This window comes from Vibrio cyclitrophicus, from assembly GCA_023206055.1.
In the GTDB taxonomy this organism is placed as follows: domain Bacteria; phylum Pseudomonadota; class Gammaproteobacteria; order Enterobacterales; family Vibrionaceae; genus Vibrio; species Vibrio cyclitrophicus_A.
Map to the genome: position 1 here is coordinate 737,175 of CP065366.1, position 24,107 is coordinate 761,281.

The window sequence follows — 24,107 nt, forward strand, 5'->3', positions numbered from 1 at the left end:
CTATTAGCTATGATAACTTAACTTGAGTCGCTTTGATGTTCTCACTTGGGTAGCAACCCAACACTTTAAGGTGGCGAGTAATAGAGGTTAGTTCCGTTATCGCTTGCTGCATATTATCTGAATCCAGATGCGCCTCTAAATCGACATAGAACATCTCTTCCCAAGGGTTACCCATGATAGGACGAGATTCCAGCTTGGTCATGTTGATGCCTAAGCGTTGCAGGATTAGTAGTGTCTCTACCAAAGAACCCGCCTCTTGAGATGTCGACATGATGAGCGTCGTTTTCGCTGGTATTTGAGTCGATACTTCAACAGGCTTACGAGCCACAACGATGAAACGAGTGTGGTTCTCTGTTTGGTTTGCAATGTTGCCTTGGATTGGCTGAAGCCCATAAAGCTTGCCGCTCGAAGCATTACCAATAGCCGCTACGTCATTGCCACCCAACTCTTTAACCTTTTTCATTGCATCAGCGGTGCTTGCGCAAGACTCTAGGCTGACACCTTTAAGGCGGCTCAAGAACTCACTGCATTGTTGATGAGGTTGTGGGTGTGAATAGAGTGTTTTGATGTCTTCTAAACGGATATCACTCTTAGCAACGAGGCAGTGCTCAATCGGTTGAGAAAGTTCGCCAACAATGTATAGAGTCGTATGCTGTAGCAGGTCGTAGACCTCGTTAATTGACCCTGAACTTGTGTTCTCAATAGGTAGGACACCGTAGTCGGCATGGCCAGACTCTACTGTTGATGCGACTTCTTTGAAGTGATTACAGTTCAGCTCAATCAATTCCATATTCTTGCGGCTGAAGTATTCGCGGCTCGCAAGGTGAGAATACGATCCCTTAGAACCTAAGAATGCAACGCGAGCCAATGGTTTACGGCTTTGCGGGTTCGCTAGGTTTTGTAAGTATGACTGCTGTAGTAAAACGGAATCTTCGATGATGGTGTGGAACAGCTTGGTAATGTACTGCGCATCAAGTTCGTATTTATCTTTGCCGTTGTTGATCAGCTTAACTAATAGTTGTTGCTCTCGTACTGCATCACGAACTGGTTTTGATGTCTCTACTTTGCTTTTAGCGACTTCGATACTTAGCTTGCGACGCTCTGAAAGTAACTTCAGGAGTTCGTCGTCTAAATCATTAAGACGAAGGCGGATATCATCCAGTGAAATTGAGCGGTCAGTCATAAATGTGTCCTTATAAAAAAGCCTCCCTAGTGTGGGAGGCTTCTTGTTCGTTTTTGACTTGTTTTTCTAAAACGACTTAGCCTCCGATTTACGGAAGAAAAAAGAAGTCAAAAATAAACAAAGATTGAGTGTGCATAAAAAGTGATTGTTTTATGAATGTTTAAACACAATAAGCAAGCGAGCTACGAGCGTCAAGCAAAAAAATAGCGCCCTGAGGCGCTATTTTTTAATCTGTTCTCTTTCCTTATTCTACTTCAGCTTCTAGCTCTTCGATTTCAGGCTTTTCAGCGCGGCGCGCTTCTGGTTTATGGCGTAGCTTGTTGAGTTGACGCTCTAGTTTTTGTTCTACTTCGTTGATCGCTACGTAGAGGTCGTCATGGATTGATGAAGCAACAAGTTGGCCTTTTGGTACTGTTAGAACCGCTTCAAACTTCTTCTTTTTGTTTGGTTCTTCGCTAAAGCTCGCTTGGCAGCCTATGATGTCTACTTGCCATTTATCCAGCTTTTTAAATTTGCTTTCTATGTGATCACGGATTGCAGAGGTAATGTCGATGTTTTTACCAGTGATGTTCATTTTCATAGAAGTTTTCCTCTGTTGTATCCCTCATGGGTTAACTTCAGATTACGACTTTTAGGAATGAATAATGTGATCTGGATCTTGTTTTGGTCGGGTGGGGTAAGCATTAAAATCAAATGTGATGTTACGCAAGTCTTGATATGTTTTTGGCGGAAAATGCTTGTTATCCTTATGAAAAACGATAACTTGTAGGCAAGGCTTCGCTAAAAATTAAACCAGTTTTTAGGGGCGTCTTACAGCTTATAGAAAGTACTTGATTGAAATACACTCAATAGTGTTTTGTGATAAAGGTCTCGTGATATAGATCACTACGTAAGCTTCTTCAGAATTAGATAAACAAAAGCCGCATAAGTTTGTTATGCGGCTTTTGTGTTTTTAGCCTTACCTGATGTGACCCCATAAAAGTAGACACTTAATACAGAGCATTGAGTGTCATGAAAGTAAAATCACAAAGGCAATATACAGACGAATTTAAACGAGAAGCTGTTCAGCGATCTCTCGATTCTTCTGACACCGTTAAGTCAGTAGCACTATCCTTAGGAATATCGCCGGTGCTACTTTCTAAATGGAGATGCCAAATGACGTCGAAGAAGACTAATAACTCCCTCCCAATACCTAACCACGGTCCCGAAAAATCCGTTGCACAACTGGAGAAAGAGATCCGTCAATTGAAAAAGAAGCTTGAGATGGCAGAGCTGGAGAATGATTTCTTAAAGGAAGCGAAGGCTTTCTTCGACAGCCAAAAAGAATAAGGTTCGAGTATATCCTTAAGAAGGCCAGTGTGAAGTTTCCTGTCATTCGACTATGCAAATGGTTAGGCGTTTCTAAAGCGGGTTATTACAAGTGGCTAACAAGGAAACCATCGAAGCGAGAGACAGACAATGAGTCTTTAAGTCACTACTTGAGGAGAGAAAGCAAAGCTCAGTATTGTATTCCAGGCTATCGAAAGCTTTGGGAAGCAGCAGTCGCTAACGGCTTTATTTGCAATAAGAAGCGAGTACAGAGGCTTCTACAGAATATGGGCTATCGCTCTTGCGCGAGTAAGAGGCGATATGGACGAGCGCCAAGACAAAATGCTCTTATACCAGCCTATAACATTCTTGCCCGTCAATTTAAGGTGGATAAACCCGATCGAGTTTGGGTGTCTGATATAACTCAGGTGCGCTGTACGGATGGCTGGCAATACCTGTGCGTCGTCTTAGATTTGTTTTCACGCAAAGTGATTGGTTGGTCAACAAGTCGCATTAATAACGCAAAGTTAGTGCTAAGAAGCCTGGATAAGGCTTGGGAACAAAGGCAGCCCTTAGGTCACAAGCTTTTGTTTCACTCCGATCAAGGTATACAGTATCGAGCGTTGGAGACGATCCGTTGGCACCGTAAACGAAAGATTAAAGTCAGTATGTCGAGAAAAGGAAACTGTTGGGATAACGCTTGTTCCGAAAGCTTCTTTGCGCAATATAAGAAAGAGTGGGTGAATAACTTAGATCAGCTTTCACGACAAGAAATGACGATGCAGAGTCGCATTTATATCGATACCTATTATAATCCAGTAAGAAGACATGGGACTCTAGGTGGAGTGAGTCCCATGGACTTTGAACTAATCAACTAAACCCCTGTGTCTACTTTTTAGGGGCCATATCAACCTAATACCTAATACCTAATACCTAATACCTAATACCTAATACCTAATACCTAATACCTTTAGCTCTACAGCTCTACAGCTCTACAGCTCTGGAGTTGAGGCGATCCTAATCGTTAGTGTTAAGTAATCTCGTGGTACCGTCCTCTCGGGTGGCATTGATAGTTTGTAATTGTTTATAGATTACGAAGTAACGATTAATGTTGGCAACATAGGTTACGGGTTCTTTACTCACGTATTTGCGAGTGATGATTTCTACGTTTTTAAACCAAATGTTTGGGTTGTAGCCTTTTTGCTTGGCAAGGTGTCTCATCTTTCTGATTTTAGCGGGGCCCGCGTTGTAAGAAGCCAAAGTGAAGTAGATTTTATTGTCCGGTGATATTGCTGGGTCGTCAAAATACCGGTCTTTGATAAAGCGCATATATTTCACACCTGCATGGATGTTGTTATCCACTTTATGGATGTTCTTGATGTTGACGTTTTTATCTTTTGCAGTACTCGGTAGTATCTGCATCACACCAATAGCCCCTCGATGAGAAACTCGGCTCTGATCCAGCCCTGATTCTTGGAAACCTTGAGCTGACATCATCAAAGGATCAAATTCATACTTGCTCGAATACTTTTCAAAGACATCTGAGAGTTTAGCCACTCGGTCTACTTTATTCGGGTCGAGTGCTCGGCCCAACCAGCGAGTATTGTCGATGTATTTCTGGTAGATGACGTTTCCAAGCAGGGTGCCTGTTCGTGCGGTTTTGACGTATTTGTTTATCTCTTTCTTCAGTTGAGGGCTGTCTTTTCTTAAAGCCCAAGCAATACGACCATTTTCTCGCAAAGGTAAGTCGTTATGGACTTGAATATTTTCCATTACATCGGTCCACAGTTTCGCTTTATGGTTATCTAGAATTGTGCCTTGTATGTAGCCTTGGTTAACCAGCTCTATCAGCTCATAGTCCTGTAATGATTCCTCGATAAAGTGGACATGCACTGGTGGTAAACCTAGTTCGTTAAGTTCTTTATTGACTCTTTGTACACTCTCGAAGTAACTCGAACTTGCTCGGATCCACACCTCTTTACCGCTCAATTGCTTGATCTCGGTGAGAGGTTTGGCCTTTTTCCCTGTGATAATGAGTTCTTTACCATCTTTAATCATCGGATCTGAAAAATCGATGGTTCGTAATCGTTTGTCGGTGATCGTTAGGTTAGCGACAGCGACATCACCATAGCCAGATTCCAAAGAGGGAATTAGATCATCTCGTTGCACGGGGATGATTTGAACGTTGAGGTAGGGATGTTTCTTACGAAGACTTTTTTCAAAGTGGTAGAGCATTTCTGCCACAATGCCTTTTGGCTTGCCATCCTCGATGTAATAGAAACCAAGATCGGCAGACACGAGCACTCTAACTGTCCCTTTGGTTTTGAGCGCATCCAAGTCGCCCATGTAAGGCTTATTGCTTAATGGGGACAGTTCTAATGCGTAGGATAATTGGTTAAATAGCGATATCCAGATAAATAATAACAACCTACTCACATCCACACTCCATGTTGATGTTTTGTTAAAAGTTATCTTTTGAAGATACCGTGTATTGTGCGATTCATCAAGTTTACGATATGTGGATAAAAAAACGCGCTAGTAAATTAGCGCGCTTTTTGGATTGAGATGACAAGAAGTTTAATTAAGGTAGTGGGTTTAACTCAATCAACTTTTCTGTTCTTAACACAGCATCTTCTAGTCCGAGCTGCTCGTAGGCTTCTAACTGTATTTTCAGAGATTTACGCGCAGCAATGGTGTCTGGGTAAGTTTTTTGTAGCTCTTGCGTTCTGTTGATCGCAGCAATCCAAGCTTCACGACGCAGATAGAAATCAGCGGTTGCTAGATCGTAATCAGCCAAACGGTTTTTAAGTGCGAACATGCGTTTTTGTGCATCTTCAGCATATGGGCTTGCAGGGAAACGTTCTAAAAGTCGTTTGAAATCAGCAAACGCTAGTTTCACTGGTTCTGGATCTCGGTCGCTGCGATCGATATTAAAAATATCGTGCATGAAGTTTCGATCTTGAGCCATGTGTGTCAGGCCACGCATGTAAAGAACCCAATCCTGTTTTTCATGAGTTGGGTTTAAGCGTAGGAATCGTGAAATGGTGGCAAGGCCTAACGCCAAGTCATCATTTTTGTAATACGCGTAAATCAGATCCAGTTGTACTTGTTCAGAATAGGCGCCGAATGGGTAACGAGAGTCTAAGGCTTCTAGCTTTTCGATTGCAGAAAGCCAGCTACCACTCTGAAGTGATTCTTGGGCGTCAGAGTAAAGAACCGATGGCGGTACATCCGGTACTATTTCTTCACTACTTGAACAACCAACTAAGAGTGATACGGCTAATAGACCCGATAAAGTAAGGTGTTTCATGTCAGGCGTCGATTCCTTGAATTAAATATTTCGTAAGCTTCCGTTACTTTCTAACCAGTAACAGATACAATGATGCAATTATTCTATTTTATCCATACTAATGGGTATTAGTCTCACGGTTTTTAAAAAAGTTCGATATGGCTCAGCAGATAACATTAACAGACACAGTAAAAAGCAGCCAGTTAGGTCAACGTTTAGACCAAGCTGTCGCTGAACTATTTACCGATTTTTCTCGCTCTCGTATTAAAGAGTGGCTTCTTGACGGCAAAATCCAAGTGGATGGCGAAGTTATCACTAAACCGCGCACCATAGTTTTGGGCGGTGAAGCGATCATCTTACAAGCGGAGCTTGCGGATGAAGAGCGCTGGGAAGCACAAGATATTCCGTTAGACATTGTCTATGAAGATGATGATTTATTGGTTATCAATAAACCTCGCGATCTGGTTGTACACCCAGGCGCAGGTACGCCGGATGGAACCATACTAAACGCATTGCTTTTCCATTACCCTCAGATTGCTGAAGTACCTCGTGCGGGTATTGTGCACCGTCTTGATAAAGACACAACAGGTCTTATGGTTGTGGCTAAAACGGTTCCAGCTCAAACTCGTCTTGTGCGTGCTCTTGCTAAACGTCGTATTACTCGTGAATATGAAGCAATTGCAATTGGCAAAATGACTGCGGGTGGTGTTGTTGAGAAAGGCATTAGCCGTCATGCAACGAAGCGTACGTTAATGGACGTTAATGAATTGGGTAAGCCTGCGGTAACTCACTACCGTGTTGCGGAGCACTTCCGCGAACATACTCGTATTCGTTTGCGCCTAGAAACGGGTCGTACTCACCAAATCCGTGTTCACATGTCATATCTTCAGCATCCGCTGTTAGGTGATATTGCGTACGGTGGTCGTGCACGTATTCCTAAAGGTGCATCTGAAGAGCTGACGACAATGATTCGTTCTTTTGATCGCCAAGCGCTACACGCTGTAATGCTCAAATTTGTTCACCCTATTACTGGTGAAGAAGTTGAGTTCCACGCACCTGTGCCGAATGACATGGTTGTGATGGCTGAAGCGTTGCGTGTTGATGCTCGCGAAAACATAGAAGACGACATTTAATCGTGTCAATGATCATCCCTGACTGGAATGCACCTCAAAACGTGAAGGCATTTGCTTCGACTCGTTTTGATGGCTTTTCTACAGGAGCTTATCAAGGGTTAAACCTCGGTATGCACGTTGGGGATGATGCTTCGCTTGTTGAAAGCAATCGAGCGTGGCTAAAGCAACAATCTAAGATGCCCACTGCTCCGGTATGGCTAAATCAGACTCACTCAACAGATGTCGTTACGGTTTTAGAACCTGTGGCGAATGTGCTTGATGCGGATGGTGCATTTACCACTGCAACGGGTGTTGTTTGTTCTGCGATGACAGCCGATTGCTTACCGGTCATCCTTACCGATACCAAAGGCACTCAAGTTGCTGCAGTTCATGCCGGTTGGCGTGGTCTTGCTGGTGGTATTCTTGAAAATGCCGTCGCAAAGTTCTCAAACCTAGATTCAGATAACTCGATCATTGCTTGGCTTGGCCCTGCAATTGGTAAAGATGCATTTGAAGTTGGCGACGATGTATTGGACGCTTTTGTTCGTTTTGACCCTCAGGCGAAATTAGCATTTCAAGCCAAAGCTGAACCGGGCAAGTGGCTAGCAAACATGTCTCAACTTGCGACTCAACGATTAATGAAAGTTGGCGTGACTTCGGTGACAGATTCAAATCTATGTACATACGCAGATTCAGATGCTTTCTATTCTTATCGTCGTGATGGTATTACTGGGCGTCAGGCGACATTTATTTGGCTAGAGTAATCTCTGACTAGCGCAACCACTCATCCAGCTCATTTATATTTTCATATAAGCTCTATTCTTCATTCTTATCCCTTGAAAATCCGCGTTACCGTATCCATCTTCTAACCATAAGATAAACATATCTAAGAGTAGGAAGGTTGGCATGCGTCTCGATCGATTCACTAGTAAATTCCAAATTGCGATATCTGATGCTCAGTCGCTCGCATTAGGTCGTGATCACCAATATATAGAACCTGTACACCTAATGGTGTCTTTGCTAAATCAAGATGGCAGTGCGATTCGTCCATTGCTCACCATGCTGAATATTGACGTGGTTCAATTGCGTTCTAAATTAAGCGAAATATTAGACCGAGTGCCAAAAGTTAGTGGTATCGGTGGTGATGTTCAGCTCTCTAACGCAATGGGAACGCTATTCAATCTATGTGACAAGGTCGCGCAAAAGCGTCAAGACAGTTACATATCTTCAGAAGTATTCCTACTCGCTGCAATTGAAGACAAAGGTCCTTTAGGAAACTTACTTAAAGAGCTAGGTCTCAGTGAGCAAAAACTATCTCAAGCTATCGAGCAAGTTCGCGGTGGTCAAAAAGTTGATGACCCGAATGCGGAAGATAGACGCCAAGCATTAGAGAAGTTCACCATTGATCTGACTGAAAGAGCAGAGCAAGGCAAACTCGATCCTGTGATCGGTCGTGATGATGAAATTCGTCGCACGATTCAAGTCCTTCAACGTCGAACTAAGAACAACCCTGTCATTATCGGTCAACCCGGCGTGGGTAAAACCGCGATTGTCGAAGGTTTGGCTCAGCGCATTATCAATAATGAAGTTCCTGAAGGCTTAAGAGGCCGACGAGTGCTTTCATTAGACATGGGCTCATTGGTAGCGGGTGCTAAGTATCGTGGTGAATTCGAAGAGCGTCTAAAATCGGTGCTTAATGAATTATCTAAAGAAGAAGGCAATGTCATTCTCTTTATCGATGAAATTCATACGATGGTCGGTGCAGGTAAAGGCGAAGGCTCTATGGATGCGGGCAACATGCTGAAACCAGCATTAGCTCGTGGTGAACTGCATTGTGTCGGCGCAACAACGCTCGATGAATACCGACAATATATAGAGAAAGACCCTGCTTTAGAGCGTCGATTCCAAAAAGTGATCGTGGACGAACCAACCGTTGAAGACACAGTTGCGATTCTTCGAGGTTTGAAAGAGCGTTATGAACTTCACCATCATGTAGAAATTACCGACCCTGCTATCGTAGCGGCGGCAACGTTATCTCACCGATACGTTTCAGACCGTCAGTTACCAGATAAGGCGATTGATCTGATTGATGAAGCGGCTTCGAGTATTCGAATGCAGATCGACTCAAAACCAGAGTCACTGGATAAGCTCGAGCGAAAAATCATTCAACTGAAGATCGAGCAGCAAGCTCTTACTAATGAAAATGACGAAGCCAGTGAAAAGAGGCTTCGCACGCTGCAAAGTGAACTTTCTGAGAAAGAACGCGATTTTGCTGAACTTGAAGAAGTTTGGAACGCTGAAAAAGCGGCGTTGTCTGGCACACAACATATCAAGTCAGAGCTAGAACAAGCTCGGATGGATATGGATTTTGCACGACGTGCTGGTGACCTTAACCGTATGTCTGAATTGCAATATGGCCGAATCCCAGAATTGGAGAAGCAGTTAGATCTCGCGACTCAAGCTGAAATGCAAGAAATGACCCTGTTACGTAACAAGGTGACTGACGCTGAGATTGCCGATGTCCTTTCTAAGCAAACCGGCATCCCGGTTTCTAAAATGCTAGAAGCAGAGAAAGAGAAGCTTCTGAAAATGGAAGGTGTTCTGCATAAGCGGGTTATCGGTCAAGCGGAAGCGGTTGAAGTTGTGTCGAATGCAATTCGTCGTAGCCGTGCTGGTTTGTCTGATCCGAATAAGCCGATTGGTTCGTTCTTATTTTTAGGGCCAACTGGTGTCGGTAAAACGGAACTGTGTAAAACATTGGCGAACTTTATGTTCGATAGTGAAGATGCCATGGTGCGTATCGATATGTCTGAGTTTATGGAGAAACACTCTGTTGCTCGTTTAGTTGGTGCTCCTCCGGGTTATGTGGGTTATGAAGAAGGTGGGTACTTAACCGAAGCCGTTCGTCGAAAACCTTATTCTGTGATTCTGCTTGATGAGGTAGAGAAAGCTCACCCAGATGTTTTCAATATTCTATTGCAGGTTTTAGATGATGGGCGATTAACTGACGGACAAGGTCGCACCGTCGATTTTAGAAATACCGTGGTAATCATGACATCGAATCTAGGTTCAACCCGTATTCAAGAGAACTTCAATACATTGGATTACCAAGGGATTAAAAATGAGGTTATGGAAGTGGTGGGTAAACATTTCCGACCTGAGTTTTTGAACCGTGTTGATGAAAGTGTCGTGTTCCATCCATTAGGCCAAGAGCACATCGAATCAATTGCTGCTATTCAGCTTGAGCATTTGAAAAAGCGAATGGAAGACAATGGGTATGAACTCGAAGTTTCAGAAAAAGCGCTCAAGCTAATCTCTCAAGTTGGTTTTGACCCTGTATATGGTGCAAGGCCTCTTAAAAGAGCAATTCAACAAACTGTAGAAAACCCATTAGCGAAAGCGATACTGGCTGGAAAAATAAATCCAGATAAGAAAGTGCAGCTATTAGTGAATAACGACCGAATTATTGCTCACCAATAATCAGACTATTAACAATAGGTACGATTAGCCGAAATTAAGGCTTAATCGTACCTATTTTGAACGCTTTGTGTGAATAGTGTCCGAACGATCGCCTGCGGCGGTTTTTTTTCGTTTTTGGTCTTGTGCAAAGGGAGATTCTCTCTATAATGCGCCTCCGTTGCCAGGGATAACCAAGCGGTTTGAACTAAGTAATGAGACGACATTAAGCATTTAAGATGCTTTGAAAAATTAGCTGGAAAAAGTGTTTGACACTGGAACCCAATTCGCTAGAATGGCCGTCCACTTAGAGAGGCTCCTTACTAAAAGGAACGCTCAATAAGTAAAGCTCTTTAACAATTTAAACCTATCAATCTGTGTGGGCACTCGTTGATGAATATCAAAACGTTTTATCTTCCCTTTTTATTAAGAGAAGTAAAACAGATTCCTCGGAATCAACTTTGGTTTCAATGAACTGAGTGACCAATACGAATAACTACTTTCTCTTGTAGAAAGAAAGTATTTGGCACAGTCAATTCATTATCTTTCTGTTGGAAAGATAATAGCTTTAGAATTACTTTTTGTAGTTTTGAAGTCAGTATTCATTGAGCCGACAAAATCTTAAATTGAAGAGTTTGATCATGGCTCAGATTGAACGCTGGCGGCAGGCCTAACACATGCAAGTCGAGCGGAAACGACATTATTGAATCTTCGGAGGATTTAATGGGCGTCGAGCGGCGGACGGGTGAGTAATGCCTAGGAAATTGCCTTGATGTGGGGGATAACCATTGGAAACGATGGCTAATACCGCATAATGCCTACGGGCCAAAGAGGGGGACCTTCGGGCCTCTCGCGTCAAGATATGCCTAGGTGGGATTAGCTAGTTGGTGAGGTAATGGCTCACCAAGGCGACATCCCTAGCTGGTCTGAGAGGATGATCAGCCACACTGGAACTGAGACACGGTCCAGACTCCTACGGGAGGCAGCAGTGGGGAATATTGCACAATGGGCGAAAGCCTGATGCAGCCATGCCGCGTGTATGAAGAAGGCCTTCGGGTTGTAAAGTACTTTCAGTTGTGAGGAAGGGTGTGTAGTTAATAGCTGCATATCTTGACGTTAGCAACAGAAGAAGCACCGGCTAACTCCGTGCCAGCAGCCGCGGTAATACGGAGGGTGCGAGCGTTAATCGGAATTACTGGGCGTAAAGCGCATGCAGGTGGTTCATTAAGTCAGATGTGAAAGCCCGGGGCTCAACCTCGGAACTGCATTTGAAACTGGTGAACTAGAGTGCTGTAGAGGGGGTAGAATTTCAGGTGTAGCGGTGAAATGCGTAGAGATCTGAAGGAATACCAGTGGCGAAGGCGGCCCCCTGGACAGACACTGACACTCAGATGCGAAAGCGTGGGGAGCAAACAGGATTAGATACCCTGGTAGTCCACGCCGTAAACGATGTCTACTTGGAGGTTGTGGCCTTGAGCCGTGGCTTTCGGAGCTAACGCGTTAAGTAGACCGCCTGGGGAGTACGGTCGCAAGATTAAAACTCAAATGAATTGACGGGGGCCCGCACAAGCGGTGGAGCATGTGGTTTAATTCGATGCAACGCGAAGAACCTTACCTACTCTTGACATCCAGAGAAGCCAGCGGAGACGCAGGTGTGCCTTCGGGAACTCTGAGACAGGTGCTGCATGGCTGTCGTCAGCTCGTGTTGTGAAATGTTGGGTTAAGTCCCGCAACGAGCGCAACCCTTATCCTTGTTTGCCAGCGAGTAATGTCGGGAACTCCAGGGAGACTGCCGGTGATAAACCGGAGGAAGGTGGGGACGACGTCAAGTCATCATGGCCCTTACGAGTAGGGCTACACACGTGCTACAATGGCGCATACAGAGGGCAGCAAGCTAGCGATAGTGAGCGAATCCCAAAAAGTGCGTCGTAGTCCGGATTGAGTCTGCAACTCGACTCCATGAAGTCGGAATCGCTAGTAATCGTGAATCAGAATGTCACGGTGAATACGTTCCCGGGCCTTGTACACACCGCCCGTCACACCATGGGAGTGGGCTGCAAAAGAAGTGGGTAGTTTAACCTTTCGGGGAGGACGCTCACCACTTTGTGGTTCATGACTGGGGTGAAGTCGTAACAAGGTAGCCCTAGGGGAACCTGGGGCTGGATCACCTCCTTATACGAAGATACTTACGATGAGTGTCCACACAGATTGATTAGGTTTAGAAAAGTTAAGAGTAGAAATACTTTTCCAGATGGGGCTATAGCTCAGCTGGGAGAGCGCCTCGCTGGCAGCGAGGAGGTCTGCGGTTCGATCCCGCATAGCTCCACCATCTTTAAGTGTTTTTATCTGAAAATATTTAAAAATGGTTTCGAAAGAAATCTAGCTCTTTAACAATTTGGAAAGCTGACTGATTTGATTACTTACGAGTAATTCAAATCAAATTTAAAAGTTCTCAATGTTTATCTTTCATTAGATAAACACAACAAACACATTCAAGTGTCTTGTATTCGAATCAAATTTATTTGATTCACAATTGAGTCCGGCAAACAGTTATCAAGAATTAACCCTTCTTGATGACAACCAAAAACCTTGGTTAGTTGCCATACGCTAAGACCCTTTCGGGTTGTATGGTTAAGTGACTAAGCGTACACGGTGGATGCCTTGGCAGTCAGAGGCGATGAAAGGCGTAATAACTTGCGATAAGCCCAGATTAGGTAGTAATAACCTTTTGAGTCTGGGATTCCTGAATGGGGAAACCCACTTACATAAGTAAGTATCCTGTTGTGAATACATAGCAACAGGAGGCAAACCGGGGGAACTGAAACATCTAAGTACCCCGAGGAAGAGAAATCAACCGAGATTCCGAAAGTAGCGGCGAGCGAAATTGGATTAGCCCTTAAGCTTTTAATGAGACAGACGAAGGCTCTGGAAAGTGCCGCAGTAAAGGGTGATAGCCCCGTAGTCGACATCTCATAATCAGTGAAAACGAGTAGGGCGGGACACGTGATATCCTGTCTGAATATGGGGGGACCATCCTCCAAGGCTAAATACTACTGACTGACCGATAGTGAACCAGTACCGTGAGGGAAAGGCGAAAAGAACCCCTGTGAGGGGAGTGAAATAGAACCTGAAACCGTGTACGTACAAGCAGTAGGAGCACCTTCGTGGTGTGACTGCGTACCTTTTGTATAATGGGTCAGCGACTTAATTTTAGTAGCAAGGTTAACCGTTTAGGGGAGCCGTAGGGAAACCGAGTCTTAACTGGGCGTACAGTTGCTAGGATTAGACCCGAAACCAGGTGATCTAGCCATGGGCAGGTTGAAGGTTGAGTAACATCAACTGGAGGACCGAACCGACTAATGTTGAAAAATTAGCGGATGACTTGTGGCTAGGGGTGAAAGGCCAATCAAACCTGGAGATAGCTGGTTCTCCCCGAAAGCTATTTAGGTAGCGCCTCGGACGAATACTACTGGGGGTAGAGCACTGTTAAGGCTAGGGGGTCATCCCGACTTACCAACCCTTTGCAAACTCCGAATACCAGTAAGTACTATCCGGGAGACACACGGCGGGTGCTAACGTCCGTCGTGGAGAGGGAAACAACCCAGACCGCCAGCTAAGGTCCCAAAGTATAGCTAAGTGGGAAACGATGTGGGAAGGCTCAGACAGCCAGGATGTTGGCTTAGAAGCAGCCATCATTTAAAGAAAGCGTAATAGCTCACTGGTCGAGTCGGCCTGCGCGGAAGATGTAACGGGGCTAAGCTATACACCGAAGCTGCGGCTACGTACCTTAGGGTATGTGGGGTAGGGGAGCGTTCTGTAAGCCGTTGAAGGTGGTCTGTAAGGGCTGCTGGAGGTATCAGAAGTGCGAATGCTGACATGAGTAACGATAAAGGGAGTGAAAAACTCCCTCGCCGGAAGACCAAGGGTTCCTGTCCAACGTTAATCGGGGCAGGGTAAGTCGACTCCTAAGGCGAGGCCGAAAGGCGTAGTCGATGGGAAACGGGTTAATATTCCCGTACTTCTTACAATTGCGATGAGGGGACGGAGAAGGCTAGGTGGGCCTGGCGACGGTTGTCCAGGTTCAAGTATGTAGGCGGAAAGTTTAGGTAAATCCGGACTTTCTTAACGCTGAGATACGATGTCGAGCTACTACGGTAGTGAAGTCATTGATGCCATGCTTCCAGGAAAAGCCTCTAAGCTTCAGATTGTAAGGAATCGTACCCCAAACCGACACAGGTGGTCGGGTAGAGAATACCAAGGCGCTTGAGAGAACTCGGGTGAAGGAACTAGGCAAAATGGTACCGTAACTTCGGGAGAAGGTACGCTCTTATCAGTGAAGTCCCTTGCGGATGGAGCAGACGAGAGTCGCAGATACCAGGTGGCTGCAACTGTTTATTAAAAACACAGCACTGTGCAAAATCGTAAGATGACGTATACGGTGTGACGCCTGCCCGGTGCCGGAAGGTTAATTGATGGGGTTAGACTTCGGTCGAAGCTCTTGATCGAAGCCCCGGTAAACGGCGGCCGTAACTATAACGGTCCTAAGGTAGCGAAATTCCTTGTCGGGTAAGTTCCGACCTGCACGAATGGCGTAATGATGGCCACGCTGTCTCCACCCGAGACTCAGTGAAATTGAAATCGCTGTGAAGATGCAGTGTACCCGCGGCTAGACGGAAAGACCCCGTGAACCTTTACTACAGCTTGGCACTGAACATTGAACCTACATGTGTAGGATAGGTGGGAGACTTTGAAACCGCGTCGCTAGATGTGGTGGAGTCGTCCTTGAAATACCACCCTTGTAGTTTTGATGTTCTAACGTTGGTCCCTGAATCGGGATTACGGACAGTGCCTGGTGGGTAGTTTGACTGGGGCGGTCTCCTCCCAAAGAGTAACGGAGGAGCACGAAGGTGGGCTAAACACGGTTGGACATCGTGTGGTTAGTGCAATGGCATAAGCCCGCTTGACTGCGAGAATGACAATTCGAGCAGGTGCGAAAGCAGGTCATAGTGATCCGGTGGTTCTGAATGGAAGGGCCATCGCTCAACGGATAAAAGGTACTCCGGGGATAACAGGCTGATACCGCCCAAGAGTTCATATCGACGGCGGTGTTTGGCACCTCGATGTCGGCTCATCACATCCTGGGGCTGAAGTCGGTCCCAAGGGTATGGCTGTTCGCCATTTAAAGTGGTACGCGAGCTGGGTTTAGAACGTCGTGAGACAGTTCGGTCCCTATCTGCCGTGGGCGTTGGAAAATTGAAAGGGGCTGCTCCTAGTACGAGAGGACCGGAGTGGACGAACCTCTGGTGTTCGGGTTGTCATGCCAATGGCATTGCCCGGTAGCTAAGTTCGGAATCGATAACCGCTGAAAGCATCTAAGCGGGAAGCGAGCCTTGAGATGAGTTTTCCCTGGCACTATAATAGTGTCCTAAAGGGTTGTCGTAGACTACGACGTTGATAGGCAGGGTGTGTAAGTGCTGCGAGGCATTGAGCTAACCTGTACTAATTGCCCGTGAGGCTTAACCATACAACACCCAAGGGGTTTTGTGGACTCAGATGTACCAGACCTTGAATGAGTTTGAAGAGAAATACTTTTAAATACAGTTTTCCAGATTATTTTGCCTTCAGTTTTTAAAAACTGAAAGTAAAAGCAAAATTTGCTTGGCGACCATAGCATTGTGGACCCACCTGATTCCATGCCGAACTCAGAAGTGAAACACAATAGCGCCGATGGTAGTGTGGGGCTTCCCCATGTGAGAGTAGGACATCGCCAGGCTCCAAATTTATTTTCACTTTTCAAAAGTGAAGACAAAAAGTGTTATGAACGACTTGTCAGCGACGACAAGTAGTCCACTGCGGAGTGGTAGTTCAGTTGGTTAGAATACCGGCCTGTCACGCCGGGGGTCGCGGGTTCGAGTCCCGTCCACTCCGCCACTTATTCAGAGTTTCAGCTCTTTAAAACTGAAATAGGGGTGTAGCTCCAATTGGCAGAGCAGCGGATTCCAAATCCGCGTGTTGGGAGTTCGAATCTCTCCACCCCTGCCATATTTAAGGCTCTAGTCGAAAGACTAGAGCCTTTTTGCTTTCTGGCGTCGAAATACTTCACAACCCCTTTCAGATTCTTCCATCTCAAATACCTCTTTGTTTATTCCCGAAAAGTTACCAATAATCGTCAACTATTCTCTAATCACGACTAGTATAAATAATATGCATTGCTCACTTGGAATTGGTATGAGGTTATTTTGTGTATTAGTTGGGACTTTTTGTTCTTTTTTAGTGTCTGCAACTACTTGGGAAAAAGAGAAGACCCCCACGGTAAACTCAACCTCATCAATAGGAAGCTATGCCAACGGTTGTCTTGATGGCGCACAGGCCTTGCCAATCGATGGGGTCGGCTATCAAATTATTCGCCCCCAAAGAGGACGTTATTATGGTCATACAGAGGCAATTCAGTTCATTGAAAGGCTAGGCATAACTACAAGTGAGCAACTCGATACCAACTTACTGGTAGGAGATATTTCTTTGCCTCGTGGCGGGCGCTTTTCATCTGGTCATTCAAGTCATCAAACAGGGCTAGATATCGATATATGGTTAAGACTCACAAGCAATAGGCTTTCGGTGAATGAGCTTGCTGTTCCTAAGCCAGTGAGTGTCGTTGATCTTACTAACTACAAGCTTCGCAAATCAAATTGGACAGATGATCATTTTCAAGTGATCCGTTATGCCGCGAAAGATGAAAAAGTAGTGCGAATTTTTGTTCATCCCGTGATTAAGCAAGCTCTTTGTGACCGAGAAATCCCTGATGCAGATGATAGAGCTTGGCTCGGAAAAATCAGGCCTTGGTGGGGACATCATTCTCACTTCCACGTTCGTCTAAAGTGTCCTGAAGGCAGTTCAAACTGCATAGCTCAAGCAAGCCCTCCTAAGGGGGATGGCTGTGGGGATGAACTTGCAAGTTGGGCTCCAAAGACTGTTCCAGTTTCACCTCCCAAAAAAGTAGCGAAAAATAAGAAAAAGAAAAAAGTTAAAGTGATGCCAAGTCAGTGTTTGGCCTTGATATCGAATAAGTAATCCTGTTCATCTAGGCTTCTTACAGTGGTAATGCCACTGGTTTTCTTGACTCTAAAACTGGAGAAATATCACACTTTTGTCTAGAGTTTATAAACACGAGATTAAGAACATCGTTTGATATTAATAAAACCTATAATGATATCAGTAAGGGCGATGGCGAATTTGACAAGGTTTGGTCAGGGATTGAGTGTTTTTGGGGTGAAAGATGCGGCTTATATGCAGTATGCGAAATCAGAGTCTGATGCCCGTCGATAGATAATTCAAGGATAAGACTATGACTATGATTTGTGCAAAGGAATTTTCAGAATGGTTAAGACATAGATTCAGTGCAGAAAATTCAGGTATTTCTATTTCAAGAGACGACATTAATCACCTGACTGGTAGACAACGCTTAGACCCTAGTTTTGTTAATGATGTCCATTATGAGTTGATGCAGTATGGAATGGCATTTGTGACAGATACCAGTAGGGAAAATTTCTATCTTATTCCCATCGCGCAATCGATAAATTGGCGAGAGAGACTTGAATATCAATTTGAAAAGGAGCTCTTTTGCAATATTTATCCAATCGGAAAATCAGGTTAAAAAAAAGGTTCAGCTTATAATAAGTTGAACCTTTTCTTTATTAGGTCAAGCCTTGAATAATGACAAATTTTTCTAGTAGCTCGTCATCAGATTCAATATGGTTTGGGTCAGTGATTATGCATTTTGTAATGGGGCACACTGACTGACATGTTGGCTTCTCATAGTGACCTTTACACTCAGTACATAAATCAGGATCGATTTCAAAGATACTGTCGCCCATCGTGATTGCGCCATTTGGGCATTCTGGGTCACACATATCGCAGTTTATGCACTTGTCAGTTATTAACAGAGCCATTGCTTTATTCTCAGTAGAGTTTCTAAGTAAAGTTACTTACCTGAAGCGTTACGTGTATCTTGGCCTGCGCTCAAGTTACGCATTAACAAACCAAATTCTAGGTCAAGATCAGCAGGTACTGGAATAAAGACAAAGTGACCGTTACCTTTTGCGTCTTCTACTGGCTGAGATTTACGGTTCTCCATAACTTCTAATTTGAAAACGATGTTACCTTTTGGTGTCATCATTTCTAAGCTATCACCAACTAGGAATTTGTTCTTAACTTCGACTTCTGCTAAGTCGCCACGGCGATTACCAGTGAACTCACCAACAAACTGTTGAGTATCAGAAATAGAGTAACCGTACTCGTAGTTTTGGTATGAGTCATGAGTATGACGACGAAGGAAGCCTTCAGTGTAGCCTCGGTGAGCTAGGCTCTCTAGCGTACCCATTAGGCTCTCATCAAATGGCTTACCTGCAACAGCATCATCGATAGCTTTACGGTAAACCTGTGCTGTACGTGCACAGTAGTAGAAAGACTTAGTACGACCTTCAATTTTCAGAGAGTGAACACCCATCTTCGTTAGGCGCTCAACGTGTTGGATTGCACGAAGGTCTTTTGAGTTCATGATGTAAGTACCATGCTCATCTTCAAACGCTGCCATTTTCTCTTCAGGTTTGTGTGATTCAGAAAGTAGAACGACTTCATCAGTTGGTTTACCAAGACCTAATGTGTTGTCTGGACGTTCGTCTTGAACTTCAATACCCTGAGTTTCGACTTCTTGAATAGCGACACCTGTAGGGTTTGCTTCCACGATCTGACCGTTTTCGTCTTCTTTCGCAGCTTCGGTTTTGTATTCCCAGCGACAAGCGTTAGTACAAGTACCTTGGTTTGGATCGCGTTTGTTCATGTAACCAGAAAGTAGGCAACGACCTGAGTAAGCCATGCATAGTGCACCGTGAACAAAGATCTCTAGCTCTGTTTCTGGGCAGTGTTCGCGAATCTCTTCAATCTCTTCAAGTGATAGCTCACGAGATAGGATCACACGCTCAACGCCTTGAGTAGACCAGAATTTTACGGTCGCCCAGTTTACAGCATTGGCTTGAACGGAAAGGTGAATTGGCATTTCAGGGAATGATTCACGTACCATCATGATAAGACCTGGGTCTGACATGATAAGAGCATCTGGGCCCATCTCAACAACAGGCTTAAGGTCGCGAATGAATGTTTTTAATTTAGAGTTGTGCGGCTGAATGTTACATACAACATATAACTTTTTGCCTTGAGCATGAGCTTCATCGATACCGATTTGTAGGTTTTCGTGATTGAACTCGTTGTTACGAACACGAAGGCTGTAACGTGGCTGGCCTGCATATACTGCATCTGCGCCGTAGGCGAATGCGTAACGCATGTTTTTAAGGCTTCCTGCCGGTGATAATAGTTCAGGTACAAATGGTTTTTGTGTAGTCATTGCTTTGTTCTCTAATCTGATCTCAAGTCAGGTTGATACCACCAAGTGATATCAAAGGGGCGCAAATTTTACGCTAAAACGAGTTTGGTTGATAGCCCTAAAGATAACAATGATATTAAGAAGCGAGTTGATAGGTATTGATAAGGGAGAGTAGGAAAGAAAATAAGCTCAGATATCGTCGATACCTGAGCTTCAAATCGGAACAATTAAGCGTTAGGTTGAGTTAACCCGCCTAATGATTCAAATAGGTTTGGTAGGAAAACACTGAATTCACCACATAGCAGTGAGAAATCTGCATCAAAACGCGCAGCTTGATCTTCACGAGGAATATCGTCGTTTTCGTCTTTTAGTTCATCACTAAATTTCAGGCGCTTGATGCTGCCATCTTCAGCAAGGATGAACTCAATGCGATCTTGCCAGTTGATCAGAAGCTTAGTTACAACTTTGTTGGCTTCGATGTGGTTTTTAATCTCATCAGCTTCTAGTTCTTGTTTCTTAACTCGGACAATACCGCCGTCTTCTTGGATTGATTTAAGCTCGGCTTCATCAAGCATCGTAATACCTTGAGGCGTATCACCTGATTTCACCCACTCTGTCAGAGTTGTCTCAATTGCTTGCTCTGGAATAGCAGGCACTACTGGCAAGCTACCCATTGTTTTACGTAGTAATGCCAATACGTCTTCTGCTTTTTTGTAGCTGCTAGCGTCAACCACAATAAAGCCTTCTTTCGGCATGATCAGCGCGTAAGTGAAGTTACTACGGCTGAAAGCTCTAGGAAGAAGATCAATGATGATGTCTTCTTTTAGGCTATCTTTCTCTTTCTTTTTCAGAGGAGTACCAGACTCCGCTTCAAGTGTTTCTACTTTTGCATTCAATGAATCTTTGATCACAGAAGCTGGAAGCATTTTTTCTTCTTTCTTTGCACAGATTAGAATGCGGTTTTCTGATACGTGCGTCATCATATCGCCGTGTCTACCCATCGCATTTACCCAGCCAAACTTCTGTTTGTCTTGGCTACCACAAGGGGTAAAACGGAACTCTTCAAGTTGTTTCTCTAGCTGATCTGCATTGAAATCAATATCACGGTTGAAGCGATAGACTAGGCAATTTTTAAACCACATAAATTTTTCTCATACCTTTTTAGAAGTGCCTCATGATATGAGATCTAAGTTGATTTGTCCCTAGCTCTGTATCAAAAGTTATAAAGTGAATTGTTTGAGACAGTTATATGAAAATTTGTTTTCAAAGGTCACAAAAGTGTCATAATTAACTCAGATAATGCAATGCGTTGATTAAATACAAAGGCTATTCAATTATGTCGAGAAGGATTCTGGTCGTTGAAGATGAAGCACCTATTCGTGAGATGCTGTGTTTTGTCCTTGAACAAAAAGGCTACCAAGCAGTAGAGGCTGAAGATTACGATACAGCGGTAAACAAGCTATGTGAACCTTTCCCAGATCTAGTATTACTAGATTGGATGCTACCTGGCGGTAGCGGGATAAACTTTATCAAGCACATGAAGCGTGAAGAGTTAACTCGCAACATCCCAGTGGTGATGCTGACGGCTCGTGGCGAAGAAGAAGATAAGGTTCGTGGTTTAGAAGTGGGCGCTGATGACTACATCACCAAGCCATTTTCACCAAAAGAGCTTGTCGCTCGCTTAAAAGCGGTTATTCGCCGTGTAACGCCTACTGCACTGGAAGACGTGATTGATGTGCAAGGTCTTAAGTTAGACCCTGTATCTCACCGCGTTACCGCTAGTGAAGGTCCAGTTGATATGGGACCAACAGAGTTCAAAATGTTGCACTTCTTTATGACGCACCAAGAGCGTGTGTACAGCCGTGAGCAGCTACTGAATAACGTTTGGGGCACTAACGTTTACGTTGAAGACCGTACCGTTGACGTACATATTCGACGCCTGCGTAAAGCACTTGAATCTGCAGGTCACGACAAGCTAATCCAAACGGTTCGCGGCGCGGGCTACCGTTTTTCTACAAAGGCTTAGTGTGGCTTCGCTACTCAGTTTACGGAGTCCTGAATGGTTGAAAAGTTAACCTGGAAAAAGCTGGCTTGGGAGCTGGCTTTTTTTTACGCACCTTGGGTTTTAGTCGGTTGGATATTCGGCTACCTACCTTGGTTACTGCTGGCTGCTACGGTATTGCAGCTCGGCTGGCATTTACATAATCAAATGCGTTTGTCCGCATGGTTGTGGGATGAGAAGCGTCTAACGCCACCATCAGGTTCTGGGAATTGGGAGTCTCTGTTCAACGGTATTTATCGAATGCAACAGAGACAGCGTCGCAAACGTAAAGAGCTGACCAACCTAATCCGTCGTTTCAGAAATGGTGCAGAATCTCTTCCCGATGCCGTTGTGGTATTTCGTGGTGAAGGCAATATCGTTTGGTGTAACAAGCTAGCTCAGTACTTACTTGGGTTTCGCTGGCCAGACGATTCAGGTCAACCGATTTCTAACTTGATCCGCACGCCGGACTTCATCAAGTATCTTAATAAACAAGACTTTTCAGAACCGTTAGAGATGCCTTCGCCACTTAACGTGGAGCGCATGCTTGAGCTTCGTATCGTGCCGTATACCGAGGGTGAACACCTAATGGTGGTACGTGATGTTACTCAGTTAAAACAGCTAGAAGGCATGCGTCGTAACTTCTTTGCTAACGTTTCTCACGAGCTACGTACTCCAATGACCGTACTTCAGGGCTACCTTGAAATGACGGAAGATCCAGACATGATCGTTGGGCCTATGTGGCCTAAGGCTCATGGTGTGATGACCGAGCAATTGAATCGCATGAACAGTCTGGTGAACCAGCTATTAACACTTTCAAAAATTGAAGCGGCGCCAATGCATGAATTGGATGAAGTGGTTAACGTTCCGTCGATGTTGGAGGTTCTTGAAAAAGAAGCCGCTAGCCTCAGTGGAGAGCGAGAACACAAGCTGGAATTTGATATTGATAAGAGCTTACGCGTATTAGCGGATGAAGATCAGTTAAGAAGTGCGATATCGAACCTGGTTTACAATGCAGTGAAATACACGCCGCCTGGTGCGACCGTAAAGGTTCGTTGGTATCAAACCAGTCAAGGCGCGTGTTTGGATGTGTCAGACACCGGAGACGGTATCGAGCCACAACACTTACATCGACTCACAGAGCGTTTCTATCGTGTCGATAAAGCACGCTCACGTGATACAGGTGGTAGTGGTCTTGGATTGGCAATTGTGAAACATGCGCTTAGTCACCATGACTCACATTTAGAAATTCAAAGTGAGGTAGGTGTCGGTAGTCGATTCCATTTCACATTACCAAATCGACTGACAGTGTCATGAGTTGTTTGACACGCAGGATGCGTTTGCCAATCAGCTCATTATTAGCGTTTGCTTTGGTTACCCCTGTTCATGCCGAACAGAGTGTCGATTCTCTTCCTGATTATTCTAAGGTCCCGGGGATTTCTGGGAGCTTATTATCGGTAGGTTCGGATACCTTAGCGGGCATGACGACGTTATGGGTGGAAGAGTTTAAATCTTACTATCCAAATGTTAACGCTCAGGTTCAAGCATCCGGTTCTTCTACTGCGCCTCCAGCCTTAACCGAAGGCACAGCTCATCTAGGACCAATGAGTCGCCCGATGCGCTTGCGAGAAGTAGAGGCGTTTGAAAGAGAACATGGTTATAAACCGACAGCACTGCGAGTGGCGATCGATGCGATTGGACTTTTTGTGCACCGAGATAACCCTATTGAGGGGCTCAACTTTCGTCAGATTGATGGCATCTTTTCAGAGACATTACGCTGTGGTGCGACGAAGCCGCTCAACGATTGGCAAGATCTAGGCGTCGACCAACCTTGGGCGAAGCATCGATTCCAATTGTTTGGACGTAATTCCGTTTCGGGAACCTATGGCTATTTCAAACAAAACGCATTGTGCGGTGGTGACTTTAAGAACCGAGTTAATGAGCAGCCAGGTTCTGCATCGGTTGTACAGTCGGTCGCATCATCAATCAGTGGGATAGGTTACTCAGGTATTGGTTATCGTGTCGCTGGCGTTAAGCTAATTCCTATTGCTGAGTATGGTTCTGATTATGTAGAACCGACTCGAGCGAATATCTTGAGTGGTGATTACCCTCTATCACGCTTTCTTTATGTGTACGTGAACAAACACCCAGATAAACCGCTTTCTCCTGTTGAGAGAGAGTTCCTCACTTTTGTATTCTCAAAGCAAGGGCAAGAACTGGTAGAGAAGGATGGCTACTTAGCGATACCGTCTGAGTTCGCAGAGCAAGAGTTGGCGAAAGTCGGGCTCTGATTGAGGTCACTGCGAACGTAGAAAAGAAACCTATGAACAGCTTGCGATCTC

The 24,107-nt window shown here is 44.7% G+C and carries 16 protein-coding genes, 3 tRNA genes, 3 rRNA genes and 1 other annotated feature; of the genes, 15 read left to right on the forward strand and 7 right to left on the reverse strand.

The genetic code is table 11. From position 1 onward, the window contains the following. Window positions 1-7: 7 nt before the first annotated feature. Together pheA and raiA are read right to left on the reverse strand one after the other, a co-directional pair. Window positions 8-1,183, reverse strand: coding sequence for a prephenate dehydratase (gene pheA, locus ITG09_03250; protein ID UPR52682.1), 1,176 nt, complete (start codon window positions 1,181-1,183; stop codon window positions 8-10). A 12-nt stretch (window positions 1,184-1,195) separates the two neighbouring features. Next, window positions 1,196-1,317: a sequence feature (Phe leader region), on the reverse strand. A 110-nt stretch (window positions 1,318-1,427) separates the two neighbouring features. Beyond that, window positions 1,428-1,763 carry a ribosome-associated translation inhibitor RaiA gene (gene raiA, locus ITG09_03255; GenBank protein UPR52683.1) on the reverse strand — a complete coding sequence of 112 codons (336 nt, stop codon included), beginning with the start codon at window positions 1,761-1,763 and terminating at the stop codon, window positions 1,428-1,430. A gap of 431 nt (window positions 1,764-2,194) precedes the next feature. On the opposite strand from raiA, the gene ITG09_03260 reads away from it, so the two are divergent. Then, window positions 2,195-3,369, forward strand: a protein-coding gene (locus ITG09_03260; GenBank protein UPR52684.1) for an IS3 family transposase whose coding sequence is annotated in 2 segments (ribosomal slippage) — window positions 2,195-2,480 and window positions 2,480-3,369 — 1,176 coding nt in all. Because the reading frame shifts where the segments join, the coding sequence is not laid out codon by codon here. A 139-nt stretch (window positions 3,370-3,508) separates the two neighbouring features. Here the strand turns inward: ITG09_03260 and ITG09_03265 are convergent. Continuing rightward, the gene (locus ITG09_03265; protein ID UPR53577.1) at window positions 3,509-4,837 is read right to left on the reverse strand and encodes a lytic transglycosylase F; all 1,329 of its coding nucleotides are present in this window, start codon (window positions 4,835-4,837) and stop codon (window positions 3,509-3,511) included. A 235-nt stretch (window positions 4,838-5,072) separates the two neighbouring features. Continuing rightward, window positions 5,073-5,801 (reverse strand): outer membrane protein assembly factor BamD, encoded by a 729-nt coding sequence (locus tag ITG09_03270; protein ID UPR52685.1) that lies wholly within the window; start codon window positions 5,799-5,801, stop codon window positions 5,073-5,075. A 137-nt stretch (window positions 5,802-5,938) separates the two neighbouring features. On the opposite strand from ITG09_03270, the gene rluD reads away from it, so the two are divergent. The 11 genes from rluD to ITG09_03325 all read left to right on the forward strand — a co-directional run bounded on the left by rluD (window position 5,939) and on the right by ITG09_03325 (window position 17,999). Beyond that, on the forward strand, window positions 5,939-6,913 hold the full coding sequence (gene rluD / locus ITG09_03275; protein ID UPR52686.1) for a 23S rRNA pseudouridine(1911/1915/1917) synthase RluD: 975 nt from the start codon (window positions 5,939-5,941) through the stop codon (window positions 6,911-6,913). A gap of 8 nt (window positions 6,914-6,921) precedes the next feature. Further along, the gene (gene pgeF, locus ITG09_03280; GenBank protein UPR53578.1) at window positions 6,922-7,656 is read left to right on the forward strand and encodes a peptidoglycan editing factor PgeF; all 735 of its coding nucleotides are present in this window, start codon (window positions 6,922-6,924) and stop codon (window positions 7,654-7,656) included. Between the two features lie 142 nt (window positions 7,657-7,798). Continuing rightward, on the forward strand, window positions 7,799-10,372 hold the full coding sequence (gene clpB / locus ITG09_03285; GenBank protein UPR52687.1) for an ATP-dependent chaperone ClpB: 2,574 nt from the start codon (window positions 7,799-7,801) through the stop codon (window positions 10,370-10,372). Between the two features lie 599 nt (window positions 10,373-10,971). Next, window positions 10,972-12,523: ribosomal RNA gene (locus ITG09_03290) — 16S ribosomal RNA — on the forward strand. A 78-nt stretch (window positions 12,524-12,601) separates the two neighbouring features. Then, window positions 12,602-12,677, forward strand: a tRNA-Ala gene (locus tag ITG09_03295). Between the two features lie 300 nt (window positions 12,678-12,977). Continuing rightward, a 23S ribosomal RNA gene (locus tag ITG09_03300) occupies window positions 12,978-15,872 on the forward strand. A 133-nt stretch (window positions 15,873-16,005) separates the two neighbouring features. Continuing rightward, a 5S ribosomal RNA gene (rrf, locus tag ITG09_03305) occupies window positions 16,006-16,121 on the forward strand. The 16S, 23S and 5S rRNA genes sit together here with 3 tRNA genes alongside, the layout of an rRNA operon. 81 nt (window positions 16,122-16,202) lie before the next feature. Further along, window positions 16,203-16,279: transfer RNA gene (locus ITG09_03310), tRNA-Asp, on the forward strand. A gap of 34 nt (window positions 16,280-16,313) precedes the next feature. Further along, a tRNA-Trp gene (locus ITG09_03315) sits at window positions 16,314-16,390 on the forward strand. 186 nt (window positions 16,391-16,576) lie between these two features. After that, window positions 16,577-17,416, forward strand: a complete 840-nt coding sequence (gene mepA, locus ITG09_03320; protein UPR53579.1) for a penicillin-insensitive murein endopeptidase — start codon at window positions 16,577-16,579, stop codon at window positions 17,414-17,416. A 274-nt stretch (window positions 17,417-17,690) separates the two neighbouring features. Beyond that, window positions 17,691-17,999, forward strand: coding sequence for a hypothetical protein (locus ITG09_03325; protein ID UPR52688.1), 309 nt, complete (start codon window positions 17,691-17,693; stop codon window positions 17,997-17,999). Window positions 18,000-18,039: 40 nt separating this feature from the next. Here ITG09_03325 and ITG09_03330 read toward each other — a convergent pair whose 3' ends face one another. The 3 genes from ITG09_03330 to rdgC form a co-directional block, all read right to left on the reverse strand. Continuing rightward, window positions 18,040-18,294, reverse strand: coding sequence for a YfhL family 4Fe-4S dicluster ferredoxin (locus tag ITG09_03330; protein UPR52689.1), 255 nt, complete (start codon window positions 18,292-18,294; stop codon window positions 18,040-18,042). A 32-nt stretch (window positions 18,295-18,326) separates the two neighbouring features. After that, window positions 18,327-19,745 carry a tRNA 5-hydroxyuridine modification protein YegQ gene (locus ITG09_03335; GenBank protein UPR52690.1) on the reverse strand — a complete coding sequence of 473 codons (1,419 nt, stop codon included), beginning with the start codon at window positions 19,743-19,745 and terminating at the stop codon, window positions 18,327-18,329. A 206-nt stretch (window positions 19,746-19,951) separates the two neighbouring features. Further along, window positions 19,952-20,866: a recombination-associated protein RdgC gene (gene rdgC, locus ITG09_03340; GenBank protein UPR52691.1), complete on the reverse strand. Its 915-nt coding sequence runs from the start codon at window positions 20,864-20,866 to the stop codon at window positions 19,952-19,954. A gap of 194 nt (window positions 20,867-21,060) precedes the next feature. Between rdgC and phoB the strand changes: the two genes are divergently transcribed. Genes phoB through pstS form a run of 3 tightly spaced genes read left to right on the forward strand, consistent with a single transcriptional unit; the run spans window position 21,061 to window position 24,056 of the window. Then, window positions 21,061-21,750 (forward strand): phosphate regulon transcriptional regulator PhoB, encoded by a 690-nt coding sequence (gene phoB, locus ITG09_03345; GenBank protein ID UPR52692.1) that lies wholly within the window; start codon window positions 21,061-21,063, stop codon window positions 21,748-21,750. Between the two features lie 33 nt (window positions 21,751-21,783). Continuing rightward, on the forward strand, window positions 21,784-23,082 hold the full coding sequence (gene phoR, locus ITG09_03350; protein UPR52693.1) for a phosphate regulon sensor histidine kinase PhoR: 1,299 nt from the start codon (window positions 21,784-21,786) through the stop codon (window positions 23,080-23,082). Further along, complete coding sequence (gene pstS / locus ITG09_03355) at window positions 23,079-24,056, forward strand: phosphate ABC transporter substrate-binding protein PstS family protein (GenBank protein UPR52694.1); 978 nt, start codon at window positions 23,079-23,081, stop codon at window positions 24,054-24,056. The genes phoR and pstS overlap by 4 nt, the downstream gene beginning before the upstream one ends. The last annotated feature ends 51 nt before the right edge of the window (window positions 24,057-24,107 follow it).